We start from the raw sequence: 25,836 nt of genomic DNA on the forward strand, positions 1-25,836 counted from the left end.
GACGAAGGCCCGCCCGGTGCGACGGGGGATGCACACCGGGCGGGCTCGATGACAGTTCTACCTCATCAAGGATGGGTTATGCACCAAAAACCTGTTCGGCTTGTCGATTACCAGCGCACCGGGAGCGAGATCAGGCCACGCGCCCGGATGGTGGGACGCCACCGCAGTGCCTCCCTCGGAACGTCGAGTTCCAGCTTTTCGAAGCGCTCCAGGAGCGCGGCCAGCGCGGTCTCGGTCTCCATCCGGCCCAGCGCGGCCCCCAGGCAGTAGTGGATCCCGTGCCCCAGCGCGAGGTTCCCCGAGCGGTCCCGTCCCAGGTCAAGGCGGTCCGGGTGAGCGAACTGCGCCGGATCGCGGTTCGCGGAGGCCAGTGACAGCAGCACCGTCTCACCGGCCGGGACCAGCACGCCGCCGATCTCCATCTCCTCCGTGGTGAAACGCCGGATCGCCAGCGGAACGGGCCCGTCCCACCGGCTGACCTCGTCGACGAGCGCCGCGAGTCCGTCCGGATTCGTTCTCACCGCGCTCATCAGTCCGGGACGGTCCAGCAGGGCGAGGACCGTGTTGCCGATGAGGTGGACGACGTTCTCGTAGCCGCCGAAGAGGATGAGGAAGGCCAGCGAGGTCAGTTCGTCCTCGGAGAGCGTGTCGCCGGCCTCCCGCACGGCGATCAGGTCCGAGAGCAGGTCGTCGCCCGGCTCGGCCCGCTTGCCGGCGATGAGCCCGGTGAAGAAGCGCATCAGCGCGACGACCGCTTCCTTCGCCTGGTGGGGCCGCGCCGGGTCGGGGGTGATCAGGGCGTCGGTCCAGGCCCGGAAGTCGACCCGGTCCTCCTGTGGCACCCCGAGCAGGTCACAGATGACGATGACGGGCAACGGGCCGGCGTAGGCGGCCAGCAGGTCGGCACCGCCGGCCGGTTCCACCGCGTCCAGCAGGGCGTCGGCGATCGCGCGCACCGGGGTGCGGAGCTTGTGCACGCGGCCGGGCGTGAACGCCTTCACCACCAGGCGGCGCACCCGGCTGTGGTCGGGCGGGTCCATGTTGAGCAGGTTCGCGTCCAGTGCGGGCGGCAGCGAGAAGCCGTTGTAGTTGCCCGGGCGGGCGGTGGCCTTGTCCAGCGAGAGCCGCGGATCGGCCAGCCCCTTGCGCACGTCGTCGTAGCGGGTGACCAGCCAGGCGGGACGGCCGTCCGATCCGGTCACGCGGTGGACGGGGCCGCTCTCGCGGAGTTTCTCGTACGTGCCGTACGGGTCGTCGATCAGGGTTTGGGTGTCGATGGGGTGCATGTGACCCGACTCTAGACCGGACCGGAGGATCGGTTTGTGGTGGCTCCGTTCGCACCGGCGGCGCCGGGGGCGTACGGATCGTCGATCCGTACGCCCCCGGCGCCGGCCTGTGTCGCAGGCGGCCTTGACCCCCGTCCAGGGCCGCCTCGTCCATGGGCCGCCGCGCCGTCAGGGACGGCGGGCCGCGCTGATTTCTCTCAGCTCGGTGAGCACCGCGTCCACCATCGGATCGTGGTAGACGTCCGCGACGCGGGCCAAGTGCTCGTGTTCCTCGGCGGGGTCGGCGCTGACGGTCACCACGACGCTGTCGGCGTGGGGCGTCGGCACGTGCCCGGTCTGCTGGTTGGCCAGCCCCCGGCGCAGGGCGGCGGCCTCGACCACGGCGGCGGTGCGGTGTTCGTCGAGCGCGGCGGCGCGCGCCGTGCTCCGGGCGATGTCCAGGGCGGCCTGCTCGACGTGGCGCCGGACGCCGCGCTGGATGTCGCGGATCTCGGCCATCTGCCGGTTGGCCCGCCACTCCAGGTCGGCGAAGGGCCAGCGGGTCGTCCAGCGGGACTCGCCGATGGTGACCTCCGGGGCGTGGGCGGTGACCTCCCGCCAGAGCGGGGCGAGCCGGCGCAGCCGGCGCCAGGCCGCCGCACGCGGGCCGATGGCCGGCAGCGAGAAGCCCAGCAGGACCAGCAGGGCGGCCACCGAGGCGCTCATCGGTGCCACGCCGTTGGAGAGCCAGTACACGTCGTGCCCGGCCCAGGTCAGGACGAAGCCGGCCAGCTTGCAGGCGCAGTACAGCAGGCCGAGCCAGCAGCCCGCCGCCAGCGTCCGCAGCCCCCTGGCCAGCCAGGACCGGCCCAACTGGGCGGCGTAGCGCGGGCACAGGGTGCCCAGCCCGGCGAGACTGATCCCGAAGATGGCCAGGTACAGGACGAGGAAGGCCACCACTCCGGGCGCGTGGGCGTAGGCGGTGCTGAAGTCGCGGGGATGCTCCACGTCGTCGGGCCGCCCGACGGCGAAGCAGACGATCGCGGTGGTCCAGGCCACCGCGAGGGCGGCCACGGCGAACCGCGAGCGGGCGGCGGCACGGGCGTGGGCCGCCGCGTCGCCCCTGCTGGTCCAGCGGAGCAGCAGGACGGTGGCGCCCGACGCGAAGAGCACGACGGCCGAGTACAGGAACACCATCGCGAGGTTCGCCACGCCGGTCAGCCGGTCGAACGCGCGGTAGACGCTGGGCGCGGAGAAGAGGAAGACGACGGGCACGCCCGAGGTCATCAGGGCGGTCAGCCCGAGGTCGGTGTTGCCGCGGTCGCGGAACCAGGCCCGCGCCTTGTAGCCGACGATGGCCCAGGCGATGGCGCTGAAGGTGAGGTAGAGGGCGTCGAACACCGGCGTCACCCCCGCGTTTCCGGGGGTACGGCGTCGGCGGCACGCAGCTGCCGGCGCACGTGCTGCAGCGCGGGCCCGAGGGACGCGGCGAGCGCGGCGGCCTCGCCCTCCAGCGGCTGCTCCTGTCCCGGCGGCGGCGGGACCACCTTGGCCATGAGCAGGGTGCCCAGGATCTCCGTCTCGCGCTCGGTCAGGTTGTCGTAGCAGTGGTGGCGCGCCAGACCCATCGTCAGGCCCATGCGCCGCATGGCGGTGGCGACGTCGACCGACGGCGTCCACACCTTGAGGGCGTCCTCGGTGACGGCCGGGTCCTGGTCGTGGCCGAGCAGCAGGTGGCCGATCTCGTGCAGCACGATGTGGACCTGGTGCCAGGGCGAGGTCTTCTGCTCGTAGACGATCCAGAAGGCGTCGTCGGTGGTGGCCGTCATGCCCGAGACCACGCCGTCCAGGCTCATCGGCACGAGGTGGATGGGCCGGTCGACGTGGCGGGCGACGGCGTCGCACATGCCCCGCAGATCGGTCGACGCGGGCAGCGCGAGCTCGTGGATGAGCTGCTTGCAGCGCCGGCGTATCCGCCCCACCCGCATGCTTGCACCGTCCTCGTCCTCGGTACGCCGCCAGTAAGTGAAGAGCCGGTCCTCCGCCAAGACGGTCACGAGCGCTCCTCACCACCCGCGTCGGGCGGGTCGGACGGAAGGTTCATCTGCTGCCGGAACTGCGAGATGATCGTGGTCAGGCTGTCCTGCACCTCCGGCGGCAGACCCACCGAACGCAGGGCGATCGCCCTTACGCGCTGATCCCTCATGGCGACGAGGAAGCGGACCTCCTCCTCCACGCGCTCGGCCTGGGAGGCCGACAGGTCGCCCAGCAGATAGCCGACCGGCACGGCGAAGAACTTCGCCAGCGCCCGCAGCACATCGGGGCTGGGGTTGGCGCGCTTGCCGTTGCGCAGCATCGACAGATACTGCTCGGTGAGCGTGACCCCGCCGTACTCCTCCCCCCGGCTGATCTCCTCCGCCACGTGCCCGTTGGTGTAGGGAGCGCCCGGCGGGTGCATGTTCGCGAACAGGTAGTTGAGCCGCTGCGCGAGCGGGCTGCCCGCGTCACCTGCCGGCCTGTCCCCCCCGACTGCCATCTGCCCCGTTCCTTCGAACCTCTGCGTCACACGGCTTCATGGCCTTGCACGGCTTTTCACGGTCTTTCACGGCCAGTTAAGTGCCGACCGGCCACGAGAGGCATCCTGTCACGGGATGAGCGCCGAGCACTAGTCCGCGCGCGATGACGAGCGGATGAACGACTTAACCACGAGTTGATACGGGCGCGGGGCCCGGGCCGCTCGTCTACGGTGGGAGAACGGCGGAGCACGGTGGCAAAGGTCTGGTCATGCTATCGGCGAAAAGTTGCGGGGGCGGTGTACCGGACGGTATGGGCGACAACATAGGGAGCCGGACAGCCGGGCGGGTGCGGGGCCGTGCGGGGTGGCGGCCGGGGGACCTGCGGGTGCCGGTCGGGGCGGACGCCGGACGGTGGCGGACGTTCGAGGGCGGCCGCGTCCTCGTCGCGGCGGCCCGTACCGTCACCTCGGCCGTCCGTCTCCTCGACGTGCTCCCCGCCCTCCTGCGCTCCGACCCCCGCGTCGACGTCGTCTTCGCGTTCGACCCCACCTCCGCCTTCGACGACGGTGTCCATGACCTGCTCCGCGCCACCGGCGTGCGCGTCATGCCGTGGGACCAGCTCCCCCGCATCCACTGCCACCTCGTCGTCTCCGCGAGCGAGAACATCGATCTGACGGCCGTCGCGGCCGACTGCCCCGTGCTCGTCCTGCCGCACGGCGTCGGCTTCCACAAGCTGGTGCCCGACGCGCGCGGCGAGGGGCGGCGGCTGTCGGGGGTCATGGACGACGCCCGCGCCTGGCACGCCGTCTCGCACCACGACCAGACCGCCCAACTCGCCGAGCACCACCCGTGGCTGGCCGCCCGCAGCCGGCTGGTGGGCGACCCGTACCACGACCTCATGCTCGCCTCTCGGCCGCTGCGCGCCCGCTACCGCGCTGCGCTCGGCGCCGGCGACGGCCGGCGGCTGGTGGTGGTGACGTCCACGTGGGGCCCCCAGTCCCTGCTGGGGACGGACCCCGGCCTGCCGGCCCGGCTCGTCGCCGGGCTGCCGCTCGACGAGTACCGCGTGGCCGCCGTGGTGCACCCCAACGTGTGGTTCGCGCACGGCCGCCGGCAGGTCCGTGCCGTCTTGGCCGCCGCCCTGGACGGCGGGCTGCGGCTCATACCCCCGGAGCGCGGCTGGCAGGCCGCGCTCGTCGCCGCGGACGTCGTGCTCGGCGACCACGGTTCGGTGACCCTCTACGCCGCGGCCCTGGGCAGGCCGCTGCTCCTGGCGGCGTTCGGCGAGGAATCGGTGCCGGGCACGCCCATGGCCGAACTGGGCCGCATCGTGCCGCGCCTGGAGCCGCACGGGCCCCTCGGCCCGCAGCTGGAACGCGCGATGGCCGAGCACGACGCGGAGCGCGTGCGGAAGGTGACGGACGGCGCCTTCGCCGAGCCGGGCCACGCGCTGGAACGGCTGCGCGCGACGGTGTACGAGCTGCTGGGGCTGGCCCTGCCGGCAGCGGGTTCGCCTCCGCTGTACGCCTGCCCGGTGCCGGACGCCGAGGGCGGCGAGGTCACGGCGGCGTGGGTGAGCACGTCGGTCACCGGCGACGACGTGACCGTACGCCGGCTGCCCGCGACCGGCGGCCAGCCGGAGGAGGGGGACGGAACGTTCTGCCACCTGTCCTGCGACGAGGAGGAACGGGATCTGCGCCTGCTGGGCAGCGCGTCGGCGATCGTCTCCGGTGCACCGGGGGCGTCGGCCGCGGCCGGCGTGCGGTGGGCACGGCAGACGCTCGCGGCGTGGCCGGGCAGCCGCCTCGCGACGGCCGCGGTCCCCGGGGGCTGTGTGACGGTCCTGCGGGACGGACGGGTCGTGGAGTCGACGGCGACCGGACCGCTGCCGGACGCCGCGCTGCACGCGGCCGTCGTCTACGCCCGGCTACGGGCACGCCACGCCCTGACGGGGACGGCGGCCCTGCACGTGGCCGGCCGGACGGAGGACGTGACGCTCGGGGTACGCCCGGCGCTCCACTCCCCTGCCGGGACCACCCCGCAGGAGCCGGTGACCGGCCCCAGGGCGTGACGGCCCGGCGGAGGCTCCCGGGGCACGGCACGGCCCCTGCGCGCGGCGAACGCGGCAGGGGGAACGAGCCCGGAGGCGCAGACGCTGCGGGCCGCGGGCACGGAGGCAGCCCCGGGAGCGGGCGCGACGGAGCGCGGGCCCGCGTTGGCCACGGGCACGCAGGATGCGGCCCCGGGGGCGCCCTCAGGCGCCGGGCGGGGCCGGCGCGTCGGGCCCGTCGGTCAGGGCCGCGAACCGTTCGCGCACCTCTCCGGCCCGGGGGCTTCCGTCCCGTTGCAGCAGCTCCACGGCCCGGGCCAGGTGCCGGCGTGCGGCCGCCGGGTCCCCGGCGCGCACGGCGTGGTCCGCCAACTCCTCGCGTAGGGGGGCCTCGTAGAACGAGGCGCGCTGCTCCTGGAGTGTTTGCGCAGCGCGTTCGAGTGCCCGTACGGCCTCGCCCGTGCGCCCCAGGTGGCCGTGGGCCCTGCCCAGTGCCGCCAGGGCGCGCCCGGCCATGCGTGCGTCGCCGAGGGCCGTCAGCCGGTCGCAGGCGTCCGTCAGCGTGCCGACGGCGAGCTCGTGCTCGCCCATGGCGTCCTGCGTGCAGCCGGTGAAGTAGCGCACGAGGGCGACGCCCCGCCGTTCCCCGGCCGCCTCGTTCAGGGCGAGGGCCTCCCCGTACTGGGCCAGGGCGCGGGGCGGATCGTAGAGGTCCCAGTAGCGCGCGGAGAACTCCCGTACCGAGGCGCGCAGCACGCAATGGCCCGTGGCGTCGGCGCGTTCGAGCGCGGTGTCCAGCTCGCGGCGGGCCCGGTCCGTGAGGCCCATGTCCATGAGCGGGCGGGAGAGCAGGCTGCGCAGCCGGGCCTCCATCGCCCGGTCACCCAGGCGGGCTGCGGCGCCGGCACCGAGGGTGCCCGTGTCGACCCAGTCCGTGGGGTGGCGGTGGTTGAGGAAGAGGGCGGTGAGCGATTCGGCGAGCTGTGCCGCCTGCCGGTGGAGGCCGAGGCCGGCGGCGGCGCGCACGACGGCCACGGCGTTGTGCCGTTCGGCCTCCAGCCAGTCGAGGGCATCGTTGCGGGCCCCGGACCCGGTGAACGGGGACTCGTGCCCGGCCAGCAGTACGGCGTGGTCGGTGATCCGCAGCCGGTTTCCCATCACGGCCCCGTCGGCGAACGCGGCCCGGACGACGTAGTGGTCGACCACCCGGCGCAGCGCGCCGTCCCGTTCGGCTTCCGTGTCGCCCCCGTCGCCCTCGGCCAGGGAACGGGCGTGCAGCCGTACGAGGTCGTGCAGGCCGTAGCGGCCGGTCGGCTTCCCGTCCACGATCTCTTCCTCCAGCAGGCTGGCGGAGTACAGGTCCTGGAGCGCCTCGTGCACGGTGAGCGGGTCGCTGCCGTCCACGGCTGCCGCGACGTCTGCGGGGAACGTCCGGCCGGGCAGGAGTCCGAGCCTGCGGTAGAGCCGCAGGGTCCGGCCGGGGAGGTCGCGGCAGGCGACGGAGAGGGCCGCGGCGACGCCGCGCCGCCCGGGGCCGGAGCCGATGGACAGCGTGGACAACCGGCCCCGCTCGGCGGTCAGTTCCGTGACGACCGAGGCCAGGCTCAGCCCCCGGCGGGCGGCGAGGCGCGTTCCGGCGACGGTGAGCGCCAGGGGCAGCCCCCCGCACAGCTCGACCAGCCGTGCGGTCGCCTCCGGTTCGGCGTGGACGCGGTCGGCGCCGCACAGGGTGGCGAGCAGTTCCGCGCCGTGTCCGGGGCCGAGGGGTTCGAGGGACAGCAGCTGGGCGCCGTCCAGAGCGAGCTCGTCGAGGCGTTTGTTGCTGGTGACCACGACGGCGCTGCCGGGGGCGGTGGGGATGAGGGCGAGGACCTGTGCGGGCTGGGTGACGTTCTCCAGGACGAGCAGGATGCTTCCGTGCCGGGAGGTCTCGGTGCGGTAGAGGTCGTCCAACTCGGGGCCGGGGAGGTCCAGGTACCGCTCCCCCACCCCGGCCACGGAGCGCAGGACCTTGGCCTGCGCGCCCCGGACGTCGCCGCCGTCCGCACCGCTGCGCAGCGCGGCGAAGTCCACGTAGGGGACGCCGCCGGGGTAGGCGTCGCGCACGCTCTCCGCCCAGCGGCGTGCCGTGCTGCTCGTTCCGATGCCCGGCAGGCCGCTGATCACGCAGGTGCGGGGCGGCCCGGATCCGGGGCGGCCCAGCCAGGTGTGCAGGCGGGCGAGTTCGTCGCTGCGGTTGGTGAACCGGGGCGTGCTGGGCGGGATGTGGTACGGGCGTGCCGGCCGTTCCGGGGCGGCGGGACGGTGGTCGTGGTAGTGGATGTCCCCGCCGGCCTGGAAGACCTGGCCGGCCTCCCCGGAGAAGTCGTTGCGGACGTGCGGGCCGCTCATCGTCCCGTCACGTTGATGCTGTGCCCCTGGTAGAGCGTGCCGACCCTGGCGTTGCCCGAGACGGTGTTGGTGACCGTGGTGTTGCCGACGGACACTCCGGCGGTCCGCGCCTGCTCCTGCCAGCTGCGGAACTCGGCCGCGAACGCCTCGTCCTGCAGGATCCGCCCGAACAGCATCGCCGCCAGGGCCTGGACCTCCTGCCCGTTCGCCGCGTCGAGGGGCAGCGGCACGGCGGCGGCCTCGTCCTCCCGGCCCCTGCCGAAGGCGCGGCGCGCGAGGTCCACGAGGGAGCCCCAGACCTGGCGTCCCGCCTCCGTCCCCACGGAGCCCGCGGCGGCCGTCACCGCAGTCGTGACCGCATCGAGCGACACCGGATCCACCATGGTCAACTCCCCACCCCGCGGCCCCTGCAGGCCCGGACAACACGACGCACTGGTGTCCACAGGCTACCGGCCGCCCCCGACAGCGGGTGTGCGTCGTTGTGGTGAATCCTGTCGCGTCGGCGTCTCACCACTCATGCCCCGCCCGTAGGACGATGACACGCTCACCCCGTGCGTGCGGTTCCGCGCACTCGGCTTCCGGGAGGTTCGTCCATGCGCCGCAGACCCCTCGCCATACGTGGATGCGTCACCGCCACCGTCACCGGCCTGCTGGTGGCGGTCGCCGCCCTCCAGGGACCGGCCGCGGCCGGCGCCGGCGGCCCGCGCGCCCGGGCCGCGGAGGCGGTCCCTTCCGTGTCGTCCGCGGCCGCCGACGCCTACTGGACGCCCGAGCGCATGCGGGCGGCCCTGCCCGCCGGCAGCGCCCGCAAGGGCCCCGCGGCGGACGACCCCGTACCCCCCAGCCATCCCTTCGACGGCCTGCCCCAGGTGGGGACGTTCTTCTGGACCGACGGCCAGAACACAGGCCGCTTCTGCGGCGGCACGGTCGTCCGCAGTCCGCACCGCGACCTCGTCGTCAGCGCCGCGCACTGCCTGCGCTCGCCGGACCCGAAGAAGCGGCTGTCGTTCGTGCCGCAGTACCACGACGGCCTGAAGCCGCACGGTGTCTTCCCCGTCGAACTCATCTACATCGACCAGCGGTACTACGACCTGGGCACCGACGGCGGGGCGCGCTGGGACTACACGGTGGTCCGGCTCGGCCGGCGCGCGGACGGCACCCGGGTCGAGCGGGCCGTCGGCGGATTCGACCTGGCCGTGTACCCCGGGTACCGGCACGGGAACGTACGGCTGATCGGCTATCCGGGCAGCAGCGACGCCAGGTACCCCAAGCCGCTGGACTGCAGCTCCTCCACGCACCGCTACACCAGCACGGATCCGGCCGCGCCCGGCGACTTCCTGGAGATCGCCTGCGCGGGGTACGTCGGCGGCACCTCCGGCGGCCCGTTCCTGGTGCGCCGGTTCGGCGGGTACGCGCTGATCGGGGTGATCGGCGGCTACCACACGGGCGGTGACACCCCGGACATCTCCTACAGCTCGTACTTCACCGAGGACCTGTGGGAGCTGTACGTGCAGGCGGTGCGCGGCGACGATCCCGCCGCCCCCTGAAACGCGGGCCGGCGGCGTCCCCGCAGTGCGGGGACGCCGCCGGTCACCGGTCCGGTCGCCGTCAGCGGCGGCGCGGGTGGCGGGTCAGGGTGTACCCGCCGACGGCCGCGAGGGCGCCGAGCACGGCGCCGCCGACCGTCCATACCCAACGGGACGTGAACCAGCTGCCGTTCCAGCCGCCGTCGGGCTCGGCGACGGCCTTCGCGTGCAGCGGCGCACCCAGTTCACCGCCCTCGGCGCGCTCGCCGCCCATGTCCTCGGCGGTGGCCTCGACCGCCGCCTTCACCGGCAGGCCGAGGTCCCGCTCGGGGGCGTCGGTGACGGTGAGCCGGATGTAGTACGCGCCGGGCAGCGGGTCGTTGGCCCACCGCTCGGCCCAGGGGCGCACGGTCCGCAGGGTGCAGGTCAGGTCCACGGTGGACGCCTGGCCGGAGGCCCGCTTGGTGGGCTCGCCGGACGTGCACGCCTGGCGGCGGCGCAGCCCGTCGAAGACGTCGAGCTGCCAGGTGGCGGAGCCGTGCCGTGCGGACGTCTCGGGCAGCGTCACCGTCGCCTTGACGGTGGGCCGCTGCCCGGCGCCGGCAGGGAACTGCCAGTAGAGGTAGTCGCCGGTGGAGGCGTCGGCGGTGGCCTTCTCGCCCTGCTCGATCGCCACGGCGGTGCGGAAGGCGGTACCGGCCTCGGTGGGTGCCTCGTCGTCGGCCACGGCGACCGCCGCCGGGCCGAACGCCCCGGCCGCGGCGAGCAGCCCGGCCGTCAGCACACGTGTCGTCCGTCGCATCAGTTCTCCCTCCACACCGCTACGCGCCAGCGGGCCAGCCAGCCCCACGCGAGCCCGGCCAGCAGTCCCGTCACGCCCAGGACCAGGAGCAGCACCCAGCCCCGGCCGAGGCCGAAGGCGGCGAGGTCGGAGGGGCTGTCGGGGGCGTCCACCAGATCGACGGCGAGTTCGACGGGCAGGCCCGGGTCCCGCTTGACGGAGGGGGGTGCGGAGAAGGAGTTGGAGACCTCCAGGCAGACGTTCCTGGGCTCCTTGTCGTCCTCCTTGGCCTTCCACACCGGAAGACGGAGCCCCGACGCCATCACGTCGGTGCGCCCGCTGCCGGCGTCCGACCCGCGGACGAGTTCCCGCCCGCCCGCACCCACGGCGCGGACCAGCACCCCGTAGTCCCGGTCGACGGCGCGGTCGGCGCCGACGCTGACGGAGGCGCGCAGCTCCTGCCCGGGCTTGACCTTGACGCGGTACCAGCGGTGCTCGGAGAACTTCTCCCGGTCGGTCCAGATCCCGGCACCGATCTCGGGCGCGGTCGGGCACGCGTTGCCGCCCTCGACGGGCTTCGGGGTGTCGACGGGCGTCTCCGCCCGGCGCACCAGCTGCTTGATCCGGCCGGAGAGCTCCTTGCGGTGCCGCACGGTGGTGTACGTGCCACCGGTGGCCTCGGCGATGCAGCTGAGCTGCTCGCGCGTCTTGTCGTCCTGGGTGAGGCCGAGCGTGTCGACGGTCAAGTGGGTGCCCTTGGCGGCGAGTTCGCGCGCCACGTCGCACGGGTCGGGCAGCCCGCAGGAGTCCTCACCGTCGGTGATGAGCACGATCCGGCGCGTGCCGCCGTCCGTCCCCAGGTCCTGGTCGGCGCCGCGCAGGGCGTATCCGATGGGCGTCCAGCCGGTCGGTCGCAGCGTCGCGACCGCGGCCTTGGCCTCGGTCTTGTTCACCTTGCCGACGGGGTAGAGCTGCTTGCTGTCGCGGCAGCCGGTCGCCTTGTCGTCACCGGCGTAATCGGCCCCGAGCGTGCGGATGCCGAGCCGCACGCCTTCCGGCACCGCGTCGATGACCTCGTTGAACGCCTGCTGCGCGGCGGCCATGCGGGTGTCGCCGTCGACGTCCCGGGCCCGCATCGAGCCGCTGACGTCGAGGACGAGTTCGACCTTGGGCGAATCCTTGGGGGGCCCGTCGGCGGCACTCGCCGGCGCCATACCCCCGGCCAGGGCGGCGAGCAGGGCGCAGGCACCCGCCGCCAGCCGTTTTGTGATGATCATCGGGCGATCCTATGGAACGGGGCAGTCCGGCCTCAAAACGTGAGGTCAGCCGCCGGGTCGGCCCGATGCGGGCGTGGCCAGGCCGAGCACTTGGTGCAGGCTGCTGCCCTCTTCGGCCCATGCCCGCAGGCGTTCGCGGTCGATCCAGTGCACGCCGTTGCGGTCGCCCCACGAGCGGGCGTCGCGGGTGAAGCCGCCGTTGGTCACCACGACCGCCACGTCGGCGCCGTGGACGGGTGTGGCGGTCCCGTTGACCTCGTACATCACGTGCGATCCGACCCGGCCTCCGAACATCGTGTGCTTGCACTGGGCGACGATGACCCGGCCGTCCGTGTCACGCCCGATGACGTCCGCGGCCTGGTCGCCGCGGCGCCCGACGTGGCGTGCGCTGATGCCGTCACGTGCCATCAGGTCCCTTATGGCCAGTTCGAACTGGTCGGGAGAGAGGGCGTCCACCTCGTGCAGCGGCATCCGCAACCGCTCCAGCCGACGGGCCCGTTCCCGCCGCACCGTACGGCGCCGCACCAGGCGCGTACCGCATACCGCCGCCGCACAGCCGGCCGTCACGAAGATCACGGGCCACAGGTACGGGTCGAGGTTCTGCAGGAACCGTGCCAGGCGGCGCAGGGCGAGACCGAGCACTCCGAGCACGACGACCGCGGCTACGGCCTCGCCCCCGGTGCGGGGCAGGAGCTGTCGCCTTCGCCTTCGCCGCGCCGTGCCGCTCACCGGGGCACCGCCGGGGAAGAGAAAGGAGGAGTGGGCGGCGGCTGGTCGTCCGTGCCGTCGTGCAGGCATCCGTTGAACATTCCCCAGCCGAGCACGGCAGCGACGGCGAGGGCAGTCCAGGGGCCGCTGTTCCTGCGCGCAGCCGGTTTCCGGACCCAGTGCCCGCGGCGGTAGTACCACTCGTCACGCATGACGTACCTCCTGTCTCCTCGACGGCCGCTCACAGCCGGTCCGGAACATCGCGGTCTATCGCGGCGTACGGCGGCGGTCCGGCCGGATACTCGGCGTCGGCCCTCGCCAGTTGTTCCTTCATTTCGCCGGGAAGGCTGTCGAAGAGGGCGCGACCGCCGTCGTCGTCCGGCACGCCCGTGATCTCGCGCGGGTGGTCGACCACCCATTCCAGGACGTCCCGCACCTCGTTCGGGTGGTGGAGCAGCCACAGGGCGACCAGCGCTTCCGGGCCGGTGCGCACTGCTTGAAGGTAGAACTCGTACTCCTCACGCCGCTGGGGCGACCACAGCTGAGGAGGCGAGGCGACGACGGGGCCGAGGGCGTCGAACTCGGGCGGGGTGGTCTCCACGCGGCAGGACAGCCCCAGGTGGGGAAGGTGCTGCGGCTGGGTCAGCTGCCCGAGGACGTCTCGGGCGGTGAGTTCCCGGCCGACAGCCCGGCAGCGGGCCGCGACGGACTCCAGCAGTCCGTCCAGATACCCGCTGACGGCCGCCCACGGGTCGTTCAGCAGATGGCGATTGAGGACGACCAGCCGCGGGTCCGCGGCCCACCAGGTGACTTCGAGCGCGGCCTGCCGGTCGCTGAGCATGAGCTGCCAGACACCGCTTCTGCGGGTGGTGTCCACGAGGTGGGCCTCGGTGTAGCGTCCGAAGGCGGCCCGTGTCAGCGAGACACGCGTCTCCGGCTCCCACACGGCATGCTGGTCCCGGTCGATCAGCACCAGCGCGGTGTCCGGCCGCGGGGAGGTCCGGAAGCGGAGGAGCTGCCGGAAGGGCTTTCCCTTGCTGGTCTCCCAGAGGCCGCCGCCGGGGCGGGGTGGCGCCGCATAGTAGGTGGTGGTCATGCTCGGCCTCTCTGCGACACGCCCTGACGCCACTCGGCCAGGGCTCGTGCCGCTCGTTCGGCGCCGGGAGCCGACACGGCGCATTCCAGGTCGGTGAACAGCCGGAAGACACCGCCGTGCAGGTGCGGCGCCAACCCGTCGACGAGGTGCTCGAAGGCCGGCGCCCTGTGGGGGTCACCGGCAGCGCGGTCCTGCCATGTAAGGAGCGCATCGCGCATGGGCGCGTAGCTGGCCTGTTCGGTGAGAGCGCGACGGATCAGTGTCAGACCCGCGGGATCCGCCGACGGGTTCCCGTCCGGTGTGCGGTCGGCGAGCAGGTGGTCGCTCCACCACTCCCCCGGTTCCCTGATGGTGGCCGCGGCCTTCACCATCTGGGCCACGGCGGCACACGCCGTGCGTCTCGCCGCTCCGCCCTCGCCCGCCCACCGAGCGAGGGTGTTGAGGAGCCGGAGCCGGACCATGGTTTCGGTGAAGAGGTTCACCAGGGCCCTGCGAACGGCGGATTCGACCACGATGGAGTCGTCGGCCCGTGTCGTCACCGTCGCGTGCAGCAGGTTCAGCGCCGTCTCCGGCCGTGCCAGGCCGAACTCCGTCGCGCAGGTCAGTGCGACCGTGCAGCGCCTGGACCCGCCTGCCGCACCGCTCCAGCCGCGCAGCCTGCTTTTGATCGCGCCGGCGAGCACGGGGTCTGCCGAGGCCGCGCCCAGCGCTCGGGCTGCCATGCGCCAGTCGGCCGGGCGATCGGAGTCGACGAACTGCTCCACGGGGCGCAGCGCCTGGTGGCCCGAGCTCCATCGGGCGAGCTGGCCGAGGATGAAGCCGGCCCGTGCACCCCTGCCGTTGCTCTCGGGTGTCTGCCGGAGCCATTCCACGAGCAGGCCACGGGCATCGTGGTGTTCTTCCCACACGTGTTTGAGCACGGCCTTGCCCTGCAGATGCCGCTTGAAGGCGACGGGAACGACAGTGCAGCCGTTGTACGCCGAAGCCGGCCGGACTTCGGGACGGGTGCGGCAGGCTTCGATGGCCTCCAGGCGGTCCCTCAGGGGACGGCGCAGCACGAACTCCGGGTTGGGGCGTCGGCCTGCCTCCGGCTCCTGGCCGTCGGGGGCGGATTCGCTGTCGAGCCTGCCGTCGGCGAGCTTCTTCAGTCGCCGCGCCTCCTCCTCCACGACGGTGTGGTCGAACTGCTCGAACACGCAGGTGGCGAGGAGGAGGGCGAGATCTTCCGGGCTGTCGTGCAAGGACCGCAACAGGTGCGGCGCATGGGCGTCGGCATGGATGCTGAGGCGTTCGCGGATGCCCGCCGCGGGGGCCTCGCCGGTGACGGCTCGTACCACTTCGCCGGCGATCTCGACCACCTGCGCGGGGCCGAGGCCGGGGGTAAGGAACTCGTCGAGGAGACCCGGCGGCAGGCCGGCCAGCGCAGCATCCGTTCGCTCGCCGCTGAGCAGTACGGAGGTCAGCTGGGCCGTCAGCACGTCGCGCGGTGGTGGGGGTTCAGCGTGCACGGGCGGCCGGTCGAGCAGGCCGCGCAGATGGGCCACCACACGCGGCGCGGCCGTGGTGATCACGACCATGCGGGCGTCGGCGTCGCGGAGTCGGCTGCGCAGGGAGTCCAGGCCGAGGGCGTCGAGGGCGAGGACCCGTGTCTCCACGAGTCCGTCGACCAGGTAGCCGCGGGCTGTCGTGCTGGTCGCGGTCCATGTCGCCAGGTCGACGTCGGAGTCGACGGCGCGCAGGGCGAATCCCCCCGTATGCCGGTGCAGCAGGTTCAGCGCGGCAGTCCTGCGCCCACTGCCGGAGCGGCCCGTGAGGAAGAGCAGACGGCTGTCGAGACCGGCGAGGGCGGAGGGGAACCAGGCCGGTTCGGCAAATCCCCGTCCGGCGAGGACGACGCTGTCGGCGGGAATGTCCCCCTCTCGACGCTCGACGGCGAACTGCGATGCCGATAGTCCGGAAGGGCCGCCTTCGTGATTGTCGACGTGTTGACCGCCGTGGATGGTCTCGGCGAGGTTCACGAAGCTCCTCGACACATTCCACACCTGCACGGTGGGCTGGTCCCCGCCTCCGAGCGGCTCGGCCCAGTCGACGTCGGGCGGGTTCACCGGCCCGCACCGCCACCGTTACGCGGTCCGGGACCGTCGTAGTTGTTGATGTTCTGGCCCCCGTGGACGTTCTCGGAATGCGAAATGAAGCTGCGGTCGTAGCTCGTGGTGGGGCCGGCGGGCTGCTGCGCGGGACGTGCGGGGGCCTCGCCGGTGGACGGTTGTGCCTCGTCGGGCTGAGAGTCCTCACCCAGGATCCGGCGGTCGTAGAGACTGCCCGAAGGAGCGGGGACGTGCAGCCAGGCGCGCTGCTGGAAGTTCTTGCCCTCGACCGTGGCGGGCACCTCGATGAAGCGGTCGGGGTGGAGTCGGGTGTAGCCGGAGAGGACGGCGTCCTCGAAGACGCGCTGGGAGACGATCGCGGCAACCTGGGTGATGTTCTCGCTGGAGGCCAGCATGAGCTTGACCGGCCTGGAGTCCAGGAGTCGGTGGGTGTCGTTGCGGGGCGTGCCGTTGCCGTCGCCGGGGGCACCGGAGTCGGGCAGCGGCCCGACGTGGAGGCTGACGCGCAGGCGGAGGGGGCCGGTGGCGGTCGCGTGGATGTTGTAGTCGGTGAGCAGTTCCTGGAGTTCGTTCAGGAAGGGGTGGATCACTCGCGGCAGGGCGGTCGGGTCGAAGCCGAAGACGAACCCGTCCCCGGTGTGGTTGGCGAACCGCTGGTCCTTCCACAGTTCGCCGAGCCCGGCGCGGTCGAGGGTCTGGCGGAGGAGCTGCGGGATGGCCGTGGCGATCGTGACGTGCTCGACGGCGGGCCTTCCCGTGAAGTCCTTGGCGTCGACGGCCAGGATCCCACGGTAGGGCGGCAGGTCCCGGCTGACGCTCCAGGGTGCCGGTCCCGAGGGCGGAAAGTCGGTGACGGACATGGGCGTGCTCCTCTGCGTGAGGGCTCGCCCGGCGCGGGTGCCGCGCCGGGCCGGACGCCTCAGATGCTCGTGGAGCCGGGAGCGGCCGTGTGCACCGCGCGTGCGCTGGAAGCATGACGGAAATCGCTCGTCAGCAGCAGAAGATCAGCGCCGGGGGCCGGCCACCGCGCTCAGTGCCGCCATGTCGTGGACGACGATGCTCTTCCGCTCTGCGGAGACGATGCGCTCGCCGATTTCGCGCAGCCTGGTGCTGACCGTGTTGCGGGAAATTCCCAGGTACTGGGCGAGTTCCGCTCTGGTCACGGCCAGTTCCAGGCCGCCGGGCCGCACCGGGCCGCCGAACGCCGCGGCCAGCGCCAACAGCGCCTCGGCGAGCCGCTCACACGATCCGCCGTACCCGGCCCGGGCGCGGTCGGACTCGCCCAGTCGGATGAGGGCGTGCTGGTGGAGGACCGGCGACAGACCGTGCCGGTCGACGAAGCGTATGAACCGGCCCTTCTCCACGACCACGACCGAACAGTCGGATATGGATTCCACGGTCGCCAGCCGGGTCATTCCCTCACGTGCGACCGCCGCTTCGCCCACGACATCGCCCGTTCCGCGGAAGGCGAGGACACGGAGCCGGCCGTCCCACTCGATCCGGGTCACCTTGACGGCCCCGCAGGTCAGCGCGAGCACATGGGTACCGGAATCGCCTTGCCGTAACAGCACTTCTCCGGCGCGGTGCGTGCGCTCGCGCCCCTCGCCGAGCAGCGCGCCCCACAGAGGCGCGCCGATCAGCTCGGCGAGGGTCACGCCCAGGGAGTGACCCCGCCCGTTCTCGTTCCCGTCCATGGGACAGGACTCTAGGTGGACCGGTGGTCACCCGCCGTGGGTTCGCGGCGTCACTCCCCGCCCTCCAGGTTCCCCTCGGTCTCCAGGAAGACCTGGCGCAGGGCTTCGAGGGTCTCGGCGTCCGGCTTGGCCCACATGCCGCGGCTCTCGGCCTCCAGGAGGCGTTCGGAGATGCCGTGGAGGGCCCAGGGGTTGGCGTCCTCCAGGAAGGCGCGGTTGTCCGGGTCGAGGACGTAGGTCTGGGCGAGCTTGTCGTACATCCAGTCGGGGACGACGCCCGTGGTGGCGTCGTAGCCGAACAAGTAGTCGACGGTGGCGGCGAGTTCGAAGGCGCCCTTGTAGCCGTGGCGGCGCATGGCCTCGATCCAGCGGGGGTTGACCACGCGGGCGCGGAAGACGCGGGAGGTCTCCTCGACCAGGGTGCGGGTGCGGATCGTCTCGGGGCGGGTGGAGTCGCCGATGTACGCGGCCGGTGCCGTGCCCTTGAGGGCCTTGACCGTGGCGACCATGCCGCCGTGGTACTGGAAGTAGTCGTCGGAGTCGGCGATGTCGTGCTCGCGGGTGTCGGTGTTCTTCGCCGCGACCGCGATGCGCTTGTACGCCGTCTCCATCTCCTCGCGGGCCGGGCAGCCCTCCAGGCCACGGCCGTAGGCGTAGCCGCCCCAGACGGTGTAGACCTCGGCGAGGTCGGCGTCGGTGCGCCAGTCGCGGCTGTCGATGAGCTGGAGGAGGCCGGCGCCGTACGTGCCCGGGCGGGAGCCGAAGATGCGGGTCGTGGCGCGGCGCTCGTCGCCGTGGGTGGCGAGGTCGGCCTGGGTGTGGGCGCGGACGTGGTTGCGGTCGGCCGGCTCGTCCAGTGACGCCGCCAGCCGCACCGCGTCGTCCAGCAGGCCGATGACGTGCGGGAAGGCGTCGCGGAAGAAGCCGCTGATGCGGAGGGTCACATCGATGCGGGGGCGGCCGAGCTCGTCGAGGGGGATGGGTTCGAGGCCCGTCACCCGGCGCGACGCCTCGTCCCACACCGGGCGGACGCCCAGCAGCGCCAGCGCTTCCGCCACGTCGTCGCCCGCCGTGCGCATCGCGCTCGTGCCCCACAGGGAGAGGCCCACGGACTGCGGCCACTCACCGTTGTCCGTGCGGTAGCGCTCCAGGAGGGAGTCCGCGAGGGCCTGGCCCGTCTCCCAGGCAAGGCGGCTGGGGACGGCCTTGGGGTCGACGGAGTAGAAGTTGCGGCCCGTCGGCAGGACGTTGACCAGGCCCCGCAGCGGGGAGCCGGACGGGCCGGCCGGGACGAAGCCGCCGGCCAGGGCCTTGACGGCGTGGTCGAGTTCGGCCGTGGTGCCGGCCAGGCGCGGGACGACCTCGCGGGCGGCGAAGGCCAGGATCGCGGCGACCTGCTCACCGTGCTCCGCGGCCACGGAGGCGACCGCGGCCGGGTCCCAGTCCGCGGCCTCCATGGCCTCCACCAGGGCGCGGGCCTTCTCCTCGGCCTCGTCCGCGGTGGTGCGGGTGGCGGCGGACTCGTCCAGGCCGAGCGCCTCGCGCAGGCCCGGCAGGGCTGTCGTGCCGCCCCAGATCTGGCGGGCGCGCAGGATCGACAGGACGAGGTTGACCCGCGCCTCGCCGGTGGGCGCGCCGCCCAGCACGTGCAGACCGTCGCGGATCTGGGCGTCCTTGACCTCGCACAGCCAGCCGTCGACGTGGAGCAGGAAGTCGTCGAAGCCGTCGTCCTCCGGGCGCTCCTCCAGCCCGAGGTCGTGGTCGAGCCGGGCGGCCTGGATCAGCGTCCAGATCTGGGCGCGGATCGCGGGCAGCTTGGCCGGGTCCATCGCGGAGATCTGCGCGTACTCGTCCAGGAGCTGTTCCAGGCGCGTGATGTCGCCGTAGGACTCGGCGCGGGCCATCGGCGGCACGAGGTGGTCGACGAGCGTGGCGTGGGCGCGGCGCTTGGCCTGGGTGCCCTCGCCGGGGTCGTTGACGAGGAAGGGGTAGACGAGCGGCAGGTCGCCGAGCGCGGCGTCGGGGCCGCAGGCGGCGGACAGGCCGGCGTTCTTGCCGGGCAGCCACTCCAGGTTGCCGTGCTTGCCGAGGTGCACCATCGCGTCGGCACCGAAGCCGCCGTCCTCGCGCGCGGCCGCGATCCAGCGGTAGGCGGCCAGGTAGTGGTGGGAGGGCGGGAGGTCGGGGTCGTGGTAGATGGCGATGGGGTTCTCGCCGAAGCCGCGCGGCGGCTGGATGAGGATGAGCAGGTTCCCGCGGCGCAGGGCGGCGAGAACGATGTCGCCTTCCGGGTCGCCCTCGGCAGTGCGGCTGCGGTCGAGGAACATCTCGCCGGGCGCCGGGCCCCAGTGCTCCTCGACGGACGCGCGCAGCTCGGCGGGCAACTGCGCGTACCAGCGCTTGTAGTCGGCGGCCGGGATCCGGACGGGGTTGCGGGCGAGCTGCTCCTCGGTGAGCCAGTCCTGGTCGTGGCCGCCGGCCTCGATCAGGGCGTAGATCAGCTCGTCGCCGTCGCCGGACGCGAGGCCGGGGACCTCCTCGTCGCCGAAGTCGTAGCCCTCCTCGCGCAGCCGGCGCAGCAGCGCCACGGCGCTGGCGGGGGTGTCGAGGCCGACGGCGTTGCCGATGCGGGAGTGCTTGGTGGGGTACGCGGACAGGACGAGCGCGATCCGCTTGTCGCCGGCCGGGATGTGGCGCAGCCTGGCGTGGCGCACGGCGATGCCGGCGACGCGGGCGGCGCGCTCGGGGTCGGCGACGTAGGCGGGCAGGCCGTCCTCGTCGACCTCCTTGAAGGAGAACGGGACGGTGATGATGCGGCCGTCGAACTCGGGGACGGCCACCTGCGTGGCGGCGTCGAGCGGCGAGAGCCCCTCGTCGTTCTCCTCCCACGCGCTGCGCGGGCCGGTCAGGCACAGGGCCTGCAGGATCGGCACGTCGAGGGAGGCGAGGGCGCCGGCGTCCCACGACTCGTCGTCGCCACCGGCCGACGCCTCGGCGGGCCGGGTGCCGCCGGCGGCGAGGACGGTGGTGACGACGGCGTCGGCCGCGCCGAGCGCCTCGATGAGCTCGGCCTCGGGGGCGCGCAGGGAGGCCACGTACAGCGGGAGGGCGCGGCCGCCGGCGTCCTCGACGGCGTCGCAGAGGGCGTCCACGAAGGCGGTGTTGCCGCTCATGTGGTGGGCACGGTAGTAGAGCACCGCGACGAGCGGGCCACTGGCGCCGGGCCTGGGGGTGCGCTCCAGCTCGCCCCAGGTGGGGGCGGCGGCCGGGGCCTCGAAGCCGTGGCCGGTGAGCAGCACGGTGTCGGAGAGGAAGCGGGCCAGCTGTTCCAGGTTGGCGGGGCCGCCGTGGGCGAGGTAGGCGTGGGCCTCGGCGGCGATGCCGATGGGGACGGTGGACGCCTCCATCAACTGGGCGTCGGGGGCCTGTTCGCCGGTGAGGACGACGACGGGGCGTTCCTGGGCGAGCAGCAGGTCGAGCCCCTCCTGCCAGGCGCGCACGCCGCCGAGGAGCCGGACGACGACGAGGTCGGTGCCCTCCAGGAGCGCCGGGAGGTCGTCGAGCGCGAGCCGGGCGGGGTTCGCGAGCCGGTACGGGACCGGGCCCCCCTGTGCGGCGGCCGCGCGGGCACTGAGCAGGTCGGTGTCGGACGTCGACAGGAGAAGGATCACGCGGCGCTCCCGAGTGCTTCGAGGGTCGCCCGGGGTGCGCGGCACCGGAACGTGCGCATGCTGCGGCTGGCCTTCCTCGGGGTCCGCGCCCCGGGCGGTTGGAGGACGGCGGGAGTTCCTGACTCGCGCGGCATCGCTGCCGCGCTCACAGTGGCGGGACCGTGCCGGAGTCTCACCGGCTTCCTCCCCTGACGCCGTCGCTGGCGTACGGCGGGCCGGATATCCGACGGGACTGCTGGATACTGCCCACCTGGTGAGCATAGTAAGCGCTGGTGATCCGGTGCGGGACGGTGCACCGGGCCCCGGCGTCGGTATGCTCGCCGCCATGCCTGTGCCCCCCACATCTCCCGCGGACCGGGACGAGACGTGCCGAACCGGCGCATCCCCGCGCGACCGCGGCGACGCGTGCCCCGGCGCGCTGCGGCTGCACTCCGCGGCCGACGGGGCGCTGGCCCGCATCCGGGTGCCCGCCGGGCTTTTGACGACCCGTCAGGCCGAGGCCCTGGCCGGGCTGGCCGAGGAGCTGGGCGACGGACACCTCGACCTCACCTCCCGCGGCAACCTCCAGCTGCGCGGCCTGCCTTCGGACTGCGGGGCCGTCCTGGCGGCGCGGCTGCGCGCGGCCGGCCTGCTGCCGTCGGACGCACACGAGCGGGTGCGCAATCTGGTCGCCTCGCCACTGAGCGGACTGGACGGCTCCGGGCACGCCGACGTCCAGGCGTGGGCACGGGAGCTGGACCGGCTGCTCTGCGAGAACCCCGACATCACTGCGCTTTCCGGGCGCTTCCTCTTCGGGCTGGACGACGGGCGCGGCGACGTCGCGGCCCTCGACCCCGATGTGACATTGATCGCAGAGGAGGGCGACCAGGCCGTCCTGCGCTACGCCACCGGGCCGGCCGGGCTGCGGATACCGGCCGCGGACGCGCCGCGGGCGGCGGTCCTGGCCGCCGAGCACTTCCTCGGCACGTTGCGCGCACACGAGGTGACCGCCTGGCGCATCAAGGACCTGGCTCCGCAACACCGCCCGCCCCTGGACGCCTTGGCCGACCGCCTTGTTGAGGCCGGCATACCGGCTGAGGCGATCGGCGGGACGGCCGCCCTTGCCGGACCCGCCGCTGCCGGGCCCACTGTTGCCGCGTCAGCCGTTGCCGGGCCCACTGCTGCCGGGTCGGCCCTTGCCGAGCCCGCCGGTGCCGGGCCCACCTCCGGCCCGGCACCGGCTGTCGACACAGCAGCCGGACCGGGGCCCGTGGCCGTGCCGGGACCGACGGCCGAAGCAGGACCGGTGGCCGGGCCGGGACCGGTCCCCGAACCGGGGCCCGTCGTCGGGCCCGACGGTCGGTGCGCGCTGTCCGTCACGGCGCCCCTCGGCCGGCTCACCGTCGGACAGTGGCGGCTCCTCGCCCGTACCGCCGCCGAAGCCGGCACCGGCGAACTGCGGGTGACGCCCTGGCGCGGCATCGTCCTCCCCGGCCTCCCCCGCGGGGCCGCTGCCGCCCGGCTGGCCGTGCTCGCCGACGCCGGCCTCGTCACCTCCCCCGCCTCCCCGTGGCACCGCGCAGGCGCGTGCGCCGGGCGCCCGGGCTGCGCGAGGTCGCTCACGGACGTACGGGCCGACGCGTCCGCCGCGCTCACCGACGCGCGCCCTGGCGGGCCCCGGGTGCTGCCGGTGTACTGGTCCGGATGCGAACGGCGCTGCGGCCACCCCTCCGACGGCCCGTGGGTCGACGTGCTGGCGACCGCGGACGGCTACCGCGTCACCGTACGGACCGGCGCCCCGGACACACCCCACGCGGTGGCCCCGGAAACGGCACCGGAGCTGGCCGAAGCGGTGACCACGGCACGTACGCCCGGCATCGCCCCGAGAACGACGACCGCCACGACAGCAACGGCAGCACCCCCACCAGGCACCACCCGTACGACATGAACGACGAAGGCGACGAGGGCACAGTGTTCGACTACGAAAAGGACGGCGCGTCCATCTACCGCCAGTCCTTCGCCACCATCCGCGCCGAGGCCGACCTCGGCGGGCTGCCGCCGGAGGTGAGTCAGGTCGCGGTGCGCATGATCCATGCGTGCGGCATGACCGATCTCGTACGGGACCTCGCGTACTCCCCGCAGGTGGTCGCGCGGGCGCGCGAGGCGCTGCGCGCCGGGGCGCCGGTCCTGTGCGACGCCAACATGGTCGCCAGCGGCGTCACCCGCAAGCGGCTGCCCGCGGACAACGAGGTGCTGTGCACGCTCGCCGACCCGGCGGTGCCGGAGCTGGCCCGCCGCATGGGCACGACCCGCAGCGCGGCGGCGCTGGAGCTGTGGCGCGAGAAGCTGGACGGCGCCGTGGTGGCGGTCGGCAACGCGCCGACCGCGCTGTTCCGTCTGCTGGAGATGGTGGCCGAGGGGGCGCCGCGCCCGGCCGCGGTCCTCGGCATTCCGGTCGGTTTCATCGGCGCCGCCGAGTCCAAGGACGCGCTGGTGGACAGCCCCCTGGGGCTGGAGTATCTGGTGGTGCGGGGCAGGCGGGGCGGCAGTGCGATGGCCGCGGCCGCGATCAACGCGATAGCGAGCGAGGAAGAGTGAGCGAGCAGCATCCGCAGACGGCCGGCCGGCTGTACGGCGTCGGGCTGGGTCCCGGCGACCCGTCGCTGATGACCGTACGGGCCGTGGAGGTCATCGCGGCGGCGGACGTCGTGGCGTACCACAGCGCCCGGCACGGCCGCAGCATCGCGCGCTCGATCGCCGCGGCGCACCTGCGTCCCGGCCAGATCGAGGAGCAGCTGGTCTACCCGGTGACCACCGAGGCCACCGACCACCCCGGCGGCTACCGGGGGGCGATGGAGGAGTTCTACGAGGAGGCCGCGGCCCGGCTGGCCGCCCACCTCGACGCCGGGCGGACGGTCGCGGTGCTCGCCGAGGGCGACCCGCTCTTCTACAGCTCGTACATGCACATGCACAAGCGGCTGGCCCACCGCTACCCGACGGAGGTCGTGCCCGGGGTCACCTCGGTGAGCGCGGCCGCCGCCCGCCTGGGCGAGCCGCTCGTCGAGGGCGAGGAGGTGCTGACGATCCTTCCCGGCACGCTGCCGGAGGAGGAGCTGACGGCCCGCCTGGCCTCGACGGACTCGGCCGTGGTGATGAAGCTCGGCCGGACCTTCCCGGCGGTGCGCGGCGCGCTGGAGCGCTCGGGCCGGCTGGCGGAGGCGCGGTACGTCGAACGCGCGACGATGAGCGGCGAACGGACCGGCCGGCTGGCGGACGTGGACCCGGAGTCGGTGCCGTACTTCTCGGTGGCGGTGCTGCCGAGCCGCGTCGACGCGCCGCCCGTCGCCGGGGGCGGCGAGGTCGTGGTCGTCGGACTCGGCCCGGCGGGCCCGCTGTGGCTGACGCCCGAGGCGCGGGGTGCGCTGGCGGCGGCGGAGGACGTGGTGGGGTACACCACGTACGTGGACCGCGTTCCCGTGCGCCCCGGCCAGCGCCGGCACGCCTCCGACAACAAGGTGGAGTCCGAACGCGCCGACTTCGCCCTCGACCTCGCACGCCAGGGCCGGCGCGTGGCCGTCGTCTCGTCCGGCGACCCGGGCGTCTTCGCGATGGCCACGGCCGTGCTCGAAGTCGCCTCCGAGGACCCCTACCGCGAGATCCCGGTCCGGGTGGTCCCCGGCATGACGGCCGCCCACGCCGCCGCCGCCCGGGCGGGCGCCCCCCTCGGCCACGACTACGCGGTCGTCTCCCTCTCCGACCGCCTCAAGCCGTGGGAGGTCATCGCGGAGCGGCTGCGCTCCGCAGCGGCCGCCGACCTGGTGCTGGCCCTCTACAACCCCGGCTCCCGCAGCCGCAGCTGGCAGGTCGGCAAGGCCCGCGACCTCCTCCTGGAACACCGCACGCCCGACACCCCGGTGGTCCTGGCCCGCGACGTGGGCGGCCCGGAGGAATCCGTCCGTATCGTCCGCCTCGGCGAACTCGACCCGGATCAGGTCGACATGCGCACCCTGCTCATCGTGGGCTCGACGCAGACGCAGGCGGTACGCCGCGGCGACTCCGGCGCGGAGGAGATCGTCTGGACACCCCGGCGGTATCCGGAGCGCTGACGCACCTGCGGATCACAGTCCGAGGAAGGAGACCTGGCGGATGTAGACCCGCTGGTGGCGGGGCACGACCTGATACACGAACATCCCCGACGCGTCGATGGTCTCCTCCTGCAGGCGGGGCGAGGTACCGGTGTACTTCGCCCCGTCCAGGTAGAGCGCTGCAGCCGCACGGACCAGTTCGTCGGCCCGCTCCTCGACCCTCGCGATGAAGGCGAGGTTGTCGATGCCGCCGATGACGTATCGGGGGTCAGGGTCGTACTCCCACGCCCACGCCTCAGTCACCGGTCACCGCAGCACGAGCCTCGTTCCGGACGGCCATGCATGCGTCCATGGCCGCACGCCACCTGGGGTCGTCGCGGTCGAAGGTGTTCGCGCCGTCCAGGGCTGCTCGGTACCGAGCGGCCAGGGCCGGCCTGCGCTCGATCTCGATTTCGGTCGCCCACTTGACCTGGAACATACGGATCGGGTTGAAGGAGGCGTGCTGAGTGGCCGCGGTGAACGCGGAATCACGGTCCGCCTGGAACTCCGCGAGGCGGGAGGACGCGACGCGGGCCAGCGCGGCGCGCAGCGCCGGGAACGTCATCTCCGGCCGCGGAACGAGCTCGGCAGGTTCTTCGGCGTGCTGTGCGGTCATGGGTCCTCCGTCCTCAGGCGCTCCTCGCACCGTA

At 73.5% G+C, this 25,836-nt stretch carries 22 protein-coding genes and 1 riboswitch; of the genes, 5 read left to right on the plus strand and 17 right to left on the minus strand.

Going from position 1 to position 25,836, the window contains the following annotated elements; genetic code table 11:
* Nucleotides 1-107: 107 nt before the first annotated feature.
* The 4 genes from LE181_RS08085 to LE181_RS08100 form a co-directional block, all read right to left on the minus strand.
* A complete protein-coding gene (locus tag LE181_RS08085) occupies nt 108-1,286 on the minus strand; it encodes a cytochrome P450 family protein (RefSeq protein ID WP_225660506.1) in 1,179 nt (392 codons plus the stop codon).
* Nucleotides 1,287-1,454: 168 nt separating this feature from the next.
* The gene (locus LE181_RS08090) at nt 1,455-2,666 is read right to left on the minus strand and encodes an MAB_1171c family putative transporter (RefSeq protein WP_225660507.1); all 1,212 of its coding nucleotides are present in this window, start codon (nt 2,664-2,666) and stop codon (nt 1,455-1,457) included.
* 5 nt (nt 2,667-2,671) lie between these two features.
* Nucleotides 2,672-3,322 (minus strand): hypothetical protein, encoded by a 651-nt coding sequence (locus LE181_RS08095; protein ID WP_225660508.1) that lies wholly within the window; start codon nt 3,320-3,322, stop codon nt 2,672-2,674.
* Nucleotides 3,319-3,801, minus strand: coding sequence for a helix-turn-helix domain-containing protein (locus LE181_RS08100; RefSeq protein WP_190107571.1), 483 nt, complete (start codon nt 3,799-3,801; stop codon nt 3,319-3,321). The genes LE181_RS08095 and LE181_RS08100 overlap by 4 nt, the downstream gene beginning before the upstream one ends.
* A gap of 290 nt (nt 3,802-4,091) precedes the next feature.
* On the opposite strand from LE181_RS08100, the gene LE181_RS08105 reads away from it, so the two are divergent.
* The gene (locus LE181_RS08105) at nt 4,092-5,852 is read left to right on the plus strand and encodes a hypothetical protein (protein ID WP_225660509.1); all 1,761 of its coding nucleotides are present in this window, start codon (nt 4,092-4,094) and stop codon (nt 5,850-5,852) included.
* 183 nt (nt 5,853-6,035) lie between these two features.
* Here LE181_RS08105 and LE181_RS08110 read toward each other — a convergent pair whose 3' ends face one another.
* Together LE181_RS08110 and LE181_RS08115 are read right to left on the minus strand one after the other, a co-directional pair.
* Complete coding sequence (locus tag LE181_RS08110) at nt 6,036-8,222, minus strand: hypothetical protein (protein WP_225660510.1); 2,187 nt, start codon at nt 8,220-8,222, stop codon at nt 6,036-6,038.
* Nucleotides 8,219-8,605 carry a hypothetical protein gene (locus LE181_RS08115; RefSeq protein WP_225660511.1) on the minus strand — a complete coding sequence of 129 codons (387 nt, stop codon included), beginning with the start codon at nt 8,603-8,605 and terminating at the stop codon, nt 8,219-8,221. The genes LE181_RS08110 and LE181_RS08115 overlap by 4 nt, the downstream gene beginning before the upstream one ends.
* Before the next feature lie 210 nt (nt 8,606-8,815).
* Between LE181_RS08115 and LE181_RS08120 the strand changes: the two genes are divergently transcribed.
* The gene (locus LE181_RS08120; protein WP_225660512.1) at nt 8,816-9,769 is read left to right on the plus strand and encodes a trypsin-like serine peptidase; all 954 of its coding nucleotides are present in this window, start codon (nt 8,816-8,818) and stop codon (nt 9,767-9,769) included.
* A 61-nt stretch (nt 9,770-9,830) separates the two neighbouring features.
* Here the strand turns inward: LE181_RS08120 and LE181_RS08125 are convergent, their stop codons facing one another.
* The 9 genes from LE181_RS08125 to cobN form a co-directional block, all read right to left on the minus strand.
* Entirely contained in the window at nt 9,831-10,550 is a 720-nt protein-coding gene (locus tag LE181_RS08125; RefSeq protein ID WP_225660513.1) for a hypothetical protein, read from the minus strand.
* Nucleotides 10,550-11,806, minus strand: coding sequence for a VWA domain-containing protein (locus LE181_RS08130; protein ID WP_225660514.1), 1,257 nt, complete (start codon nt 11,804-11,806; stop codon nt 10,550-10,552). Before LE181_RS08130 ends, LE181_RS08125 begins: the two co-directional genes overlap by 1 nt.
* 45 nt (nt 11,807-11,851) lie before the next feature.
* Entirely contained in the window at nt 11,852-12,535 is a 684-nt protein-coding gene (locus tag LE181_RS08135; RefSeq protein ID WP_225660515.1) for a restriction endonuclease, read from the minus strand.
* Nucleotides 12,532-12,726 (minus strand): hypothetical protein, encoded by a 195-nt coding sequence (locus LE181_RS08140; RefSeq protein ID WP_225660516.1) that lies wholly within the window; start codon nt 12,724-12,726, stop codon nt 12,532-12,534. The genes LE181_RS08135 and LE181_RS08140 overlap by 4 nt, the downstream gene beginning before the upstream one ends.
* Nucleotides 12,727-12,755: 29 nt before the next feature.
* The gene (locus tag LE181_RS08145) at nt 12,756-13,610 is read right to left on the minus strand and encodes a hypothetical protein (RefSeq protein ID WP_225660517.1); all 855 of its coding nucleotides are present in this window, start codon (nt 13,608-13,610) and stop codon (nt 12,756-12,758) included.
* Complete coding sequence (locus LE181_RS08150) at nt 13,607-15,715, minus strand: hypothetical protein (RefSeq protein ID WP_225660518.1); 2,109 nt, start codon at nt 15,713-15,715, stop codon at nt 13,607-13,609. The genes LE181_RS08145 and LE181_RS08150 overlap by 4 nt, the downstream gene beginning before the upstream one ends.
* A complete protein-coding gene (locus tag LE181_RS08155; protein WP_225660519.1) occupies nt 15,712-16,578 on the minus strand; it encodes a hypothetical protein in 867 nt (288 codons plus the stop codon). Before LE181_RS08155 ends, LE181_RS08150 begins: the two co-directional genes overlap by 4 nt.
* A gap of 144 nt (nt 16,579-16,722) precedes the next feature.
* Nucleotides 16,723-17,412, minus strand: a complete 690-nt coding sequence (locus tag LE181_RS08160) for a Crp/Fnr family transcriptional regulator (RefSeq protein WP_225660520.1) — start codon at nt 17,410-17,412, stop codon at nt 16,723-16,725.
* A gap of 50 nt (nt 17,413-17,462) precedes the next feature.
* On the minus strand, nt 17,463-21,083 hold the full coding sequence (gene cobN / locus LE181_RS08165; RefSeq protein ID WP_225660521.1) for a cobaltochelatase subunit CobN: 3,621 nt from the start codon (nt 21,081-21,083) through the stop codon (nt 17,463-17,465).
* 97 nt (nt 21,084-21,180) lie between these two features.
* A riboswitch (cobalamin riboswitch) is annotated at nt 21,181-21,307 on the minus strand.
* An 89-nt stretch (nt 21,308-21,396) separates the two neighbouring features.
* Between cobN and cobG the strand changes: the two genes are divergently transcribed.
* From cobG to LE181_RS08180, 3 genes are read left to right on the plus strand one after another with little or no spacing between them, the layout of a single operon-like run.
* A complete protein-coding gene (gene cobG, locus LE181_RS08170; RefSeq protein ID WP_225660522.1) occupies nt 21,397-23,010 on the plus strand; it encodes a precorrin-3B synthase in 1,614 nt (537 codons plus the stop codon).
* Nucleotides 23,007-23,660, plus strand: a complete 654-nt coding sequence (locus tag LE181_RS08175; protein WP_225660523.1) for a precorrin-8X methylmutase — start codon at nt 23,007-23,009, stop codon at nt 23,658-23,660. Before cobG ends, LE181_RS08175 begins: the two co-directional genes overlap by 4 nt.
* The gene (locus LE181_RS08180) at nt 23,657-25,168 is read left to right on the plus strand and encodes a precorrin-2 C(20)-methyltransferase (protein ID WP_225660524.1); all 1,512 of its coding nucleotides are present in this window, start codon (nt 23,657-23,659) and stop codon (nt 25,166-25,168) included. Before LE181_RS08175 ends, LE181_RS08180 begins: the two co-directional genes overlap by 4 nt.
* 12 nt (nt 25,169-25,180) lie before the next feature.
* Here the strand turns inward: LE181_RS08180 and LE181_RS08185 are convergent, their stop codons facing one another.
* Both LE181_RS08185 and LE181_RS08190 read right to left on the minus strand, forming a co-directional pair.
* The gene (locus LE181_RS08185; RefSeq protein ID WP_225660525.1) at nt 25,181-25,450 is read right to left on the minus strand and encodes a hypothetical protein; all 270 of its coding nucleotides are present in this window, start codon (nt 25,448-25,450) and stop codon (nt 25,181-25,183) included.
* Nucleotides 25,443-25,802: a hypothetical protein gene (locus tag LE181_RS08190; protein WP_225660526.1), complete on the minus strand. Its 360-nt coding sequence runs from the start codon at nt 25,800-25,802 to the stop codon at nt 25,443-25,445. The genes LE181_RS08185 and LE181_RS08190 overlap by 8 nt, the downstream gene beginning before the upstream one ends.
* Nucleotides 25,803-25,836 lie beyond the last annotated feature (34 nt).

The organism is Streptomyces sichuanensis (genome assembly GCF_020328095.1).
GTDB lineage: Bacteria > Actinomycetota > Actinomycetes > Streptomycetales > Streptomycetaceae > Streptomyces > Streptomyces cinnamoneus.

Bases quoted from the DNA above. Each gene is read 5' to 3' on its own strand.
- cobG (WP_225660522.1), top strand. From the start codon at position 21,397: ATGCTCGCCGCCATGCCTGTGCCCCCCACATCTCCCGCGGACCGGGAC.
- LE181_RS08085 (WP_225660506.1), bottom strand. From the start codon at position 1,286: ATGCACCCCATCGACACCCAAACCCTGATCGACGACCCGTACGGCACG.
- LE181_RS08115 (WP_225660511.1), bottom strand. From the start codon at position 8,605: ATGGTGGATCCGGTGTCGCTCGATGCGGTCACGACTGCGGTGACGGCC.
- LE181_RS08145 (WP_225660517.1), bottom strand. From the start codon at position 13,610: ATGACCACCACCTACTATGCGGCGCCACCCCGCCCCGGCGGCGGCCTC.
- LE181_RS08190 (WP_225660526.1), bottom strand. From the start codon at position 25,802: ATGACCGCACAGCACGCCGAAGAACCTGCCGAGCTCGTTCCGCGGCCG.
- LE181_RS08110 (WP_225660510.1), bottom strand. From the start codon at position 8,222: ATGAGCGGCCCGCACGTCCGCAACGACTTCTCCGGGGAGGCCGGCCAG.
- LE181_RS08160 (WP_225660520.1), bottom strand. From the start codon at position 17,412: ATGGACGGGAACGAGAACGGGCGGGGTCACTCCCTGGGCGTGACCCTC.
- LE181_RS08155 (WP_225660519.1), bottom strand. From the start codon at position 16,578: ATGTCCGTCACCGACTTTCCGCCCTCGGGACCGGCACCCTGGAGCGTC.
- LE181_RS08100 (WP_190107571.1), bottom strand. From the start codon at position 3,801: ATGGCAGTCGGGGGGGACAGGCCGGCAGGTGACGCGGGCAGCCCGCTC.
- LE181_RS08175 (WP_225660523.1), top strand. From the start codon at position 23,007: ATGAACGACGAAGGCGACGAGGGCACAGTGTTCGACTACGAAAAGGAC.
- LE181_RS08125 (WP_225660513.1), bottom strand. From the start codon at position 10,550: ATGCGACGGACGACACGTGTGCTGACGGCCGGGCTGCTCGCCGCGGCC.
- LE181_RS08140 (WP_225660516.1), bottom strand. From the start codon at position 12,726: ATGCGTGACGAGTGGTACTACCGCCGCGGGCACTGGGTCCGGAAACCG.
- LE181_RS08120 (WP_225660512.1), top strand. From the start codon at position 8,816: ATGCGCCGCAGACCCCTCGCCATACGTGGATGCGTCACCGCCACCGTC.
- LE181_RS08105 (WP_225660509.1), top strand. From the start codon at position 4,092: ATGGGCGACAACATAGGGAGCCGGACAGCCGGGCGGGTGCGGGGCCGT.
- LE181_RS08130 (WP_225660514.1), bottom strand. From the start codon at position 11,806: ATGATCATCACAAAACGGCTGGCGGCGGGTGCCTGCGCCCTGCTCGCC.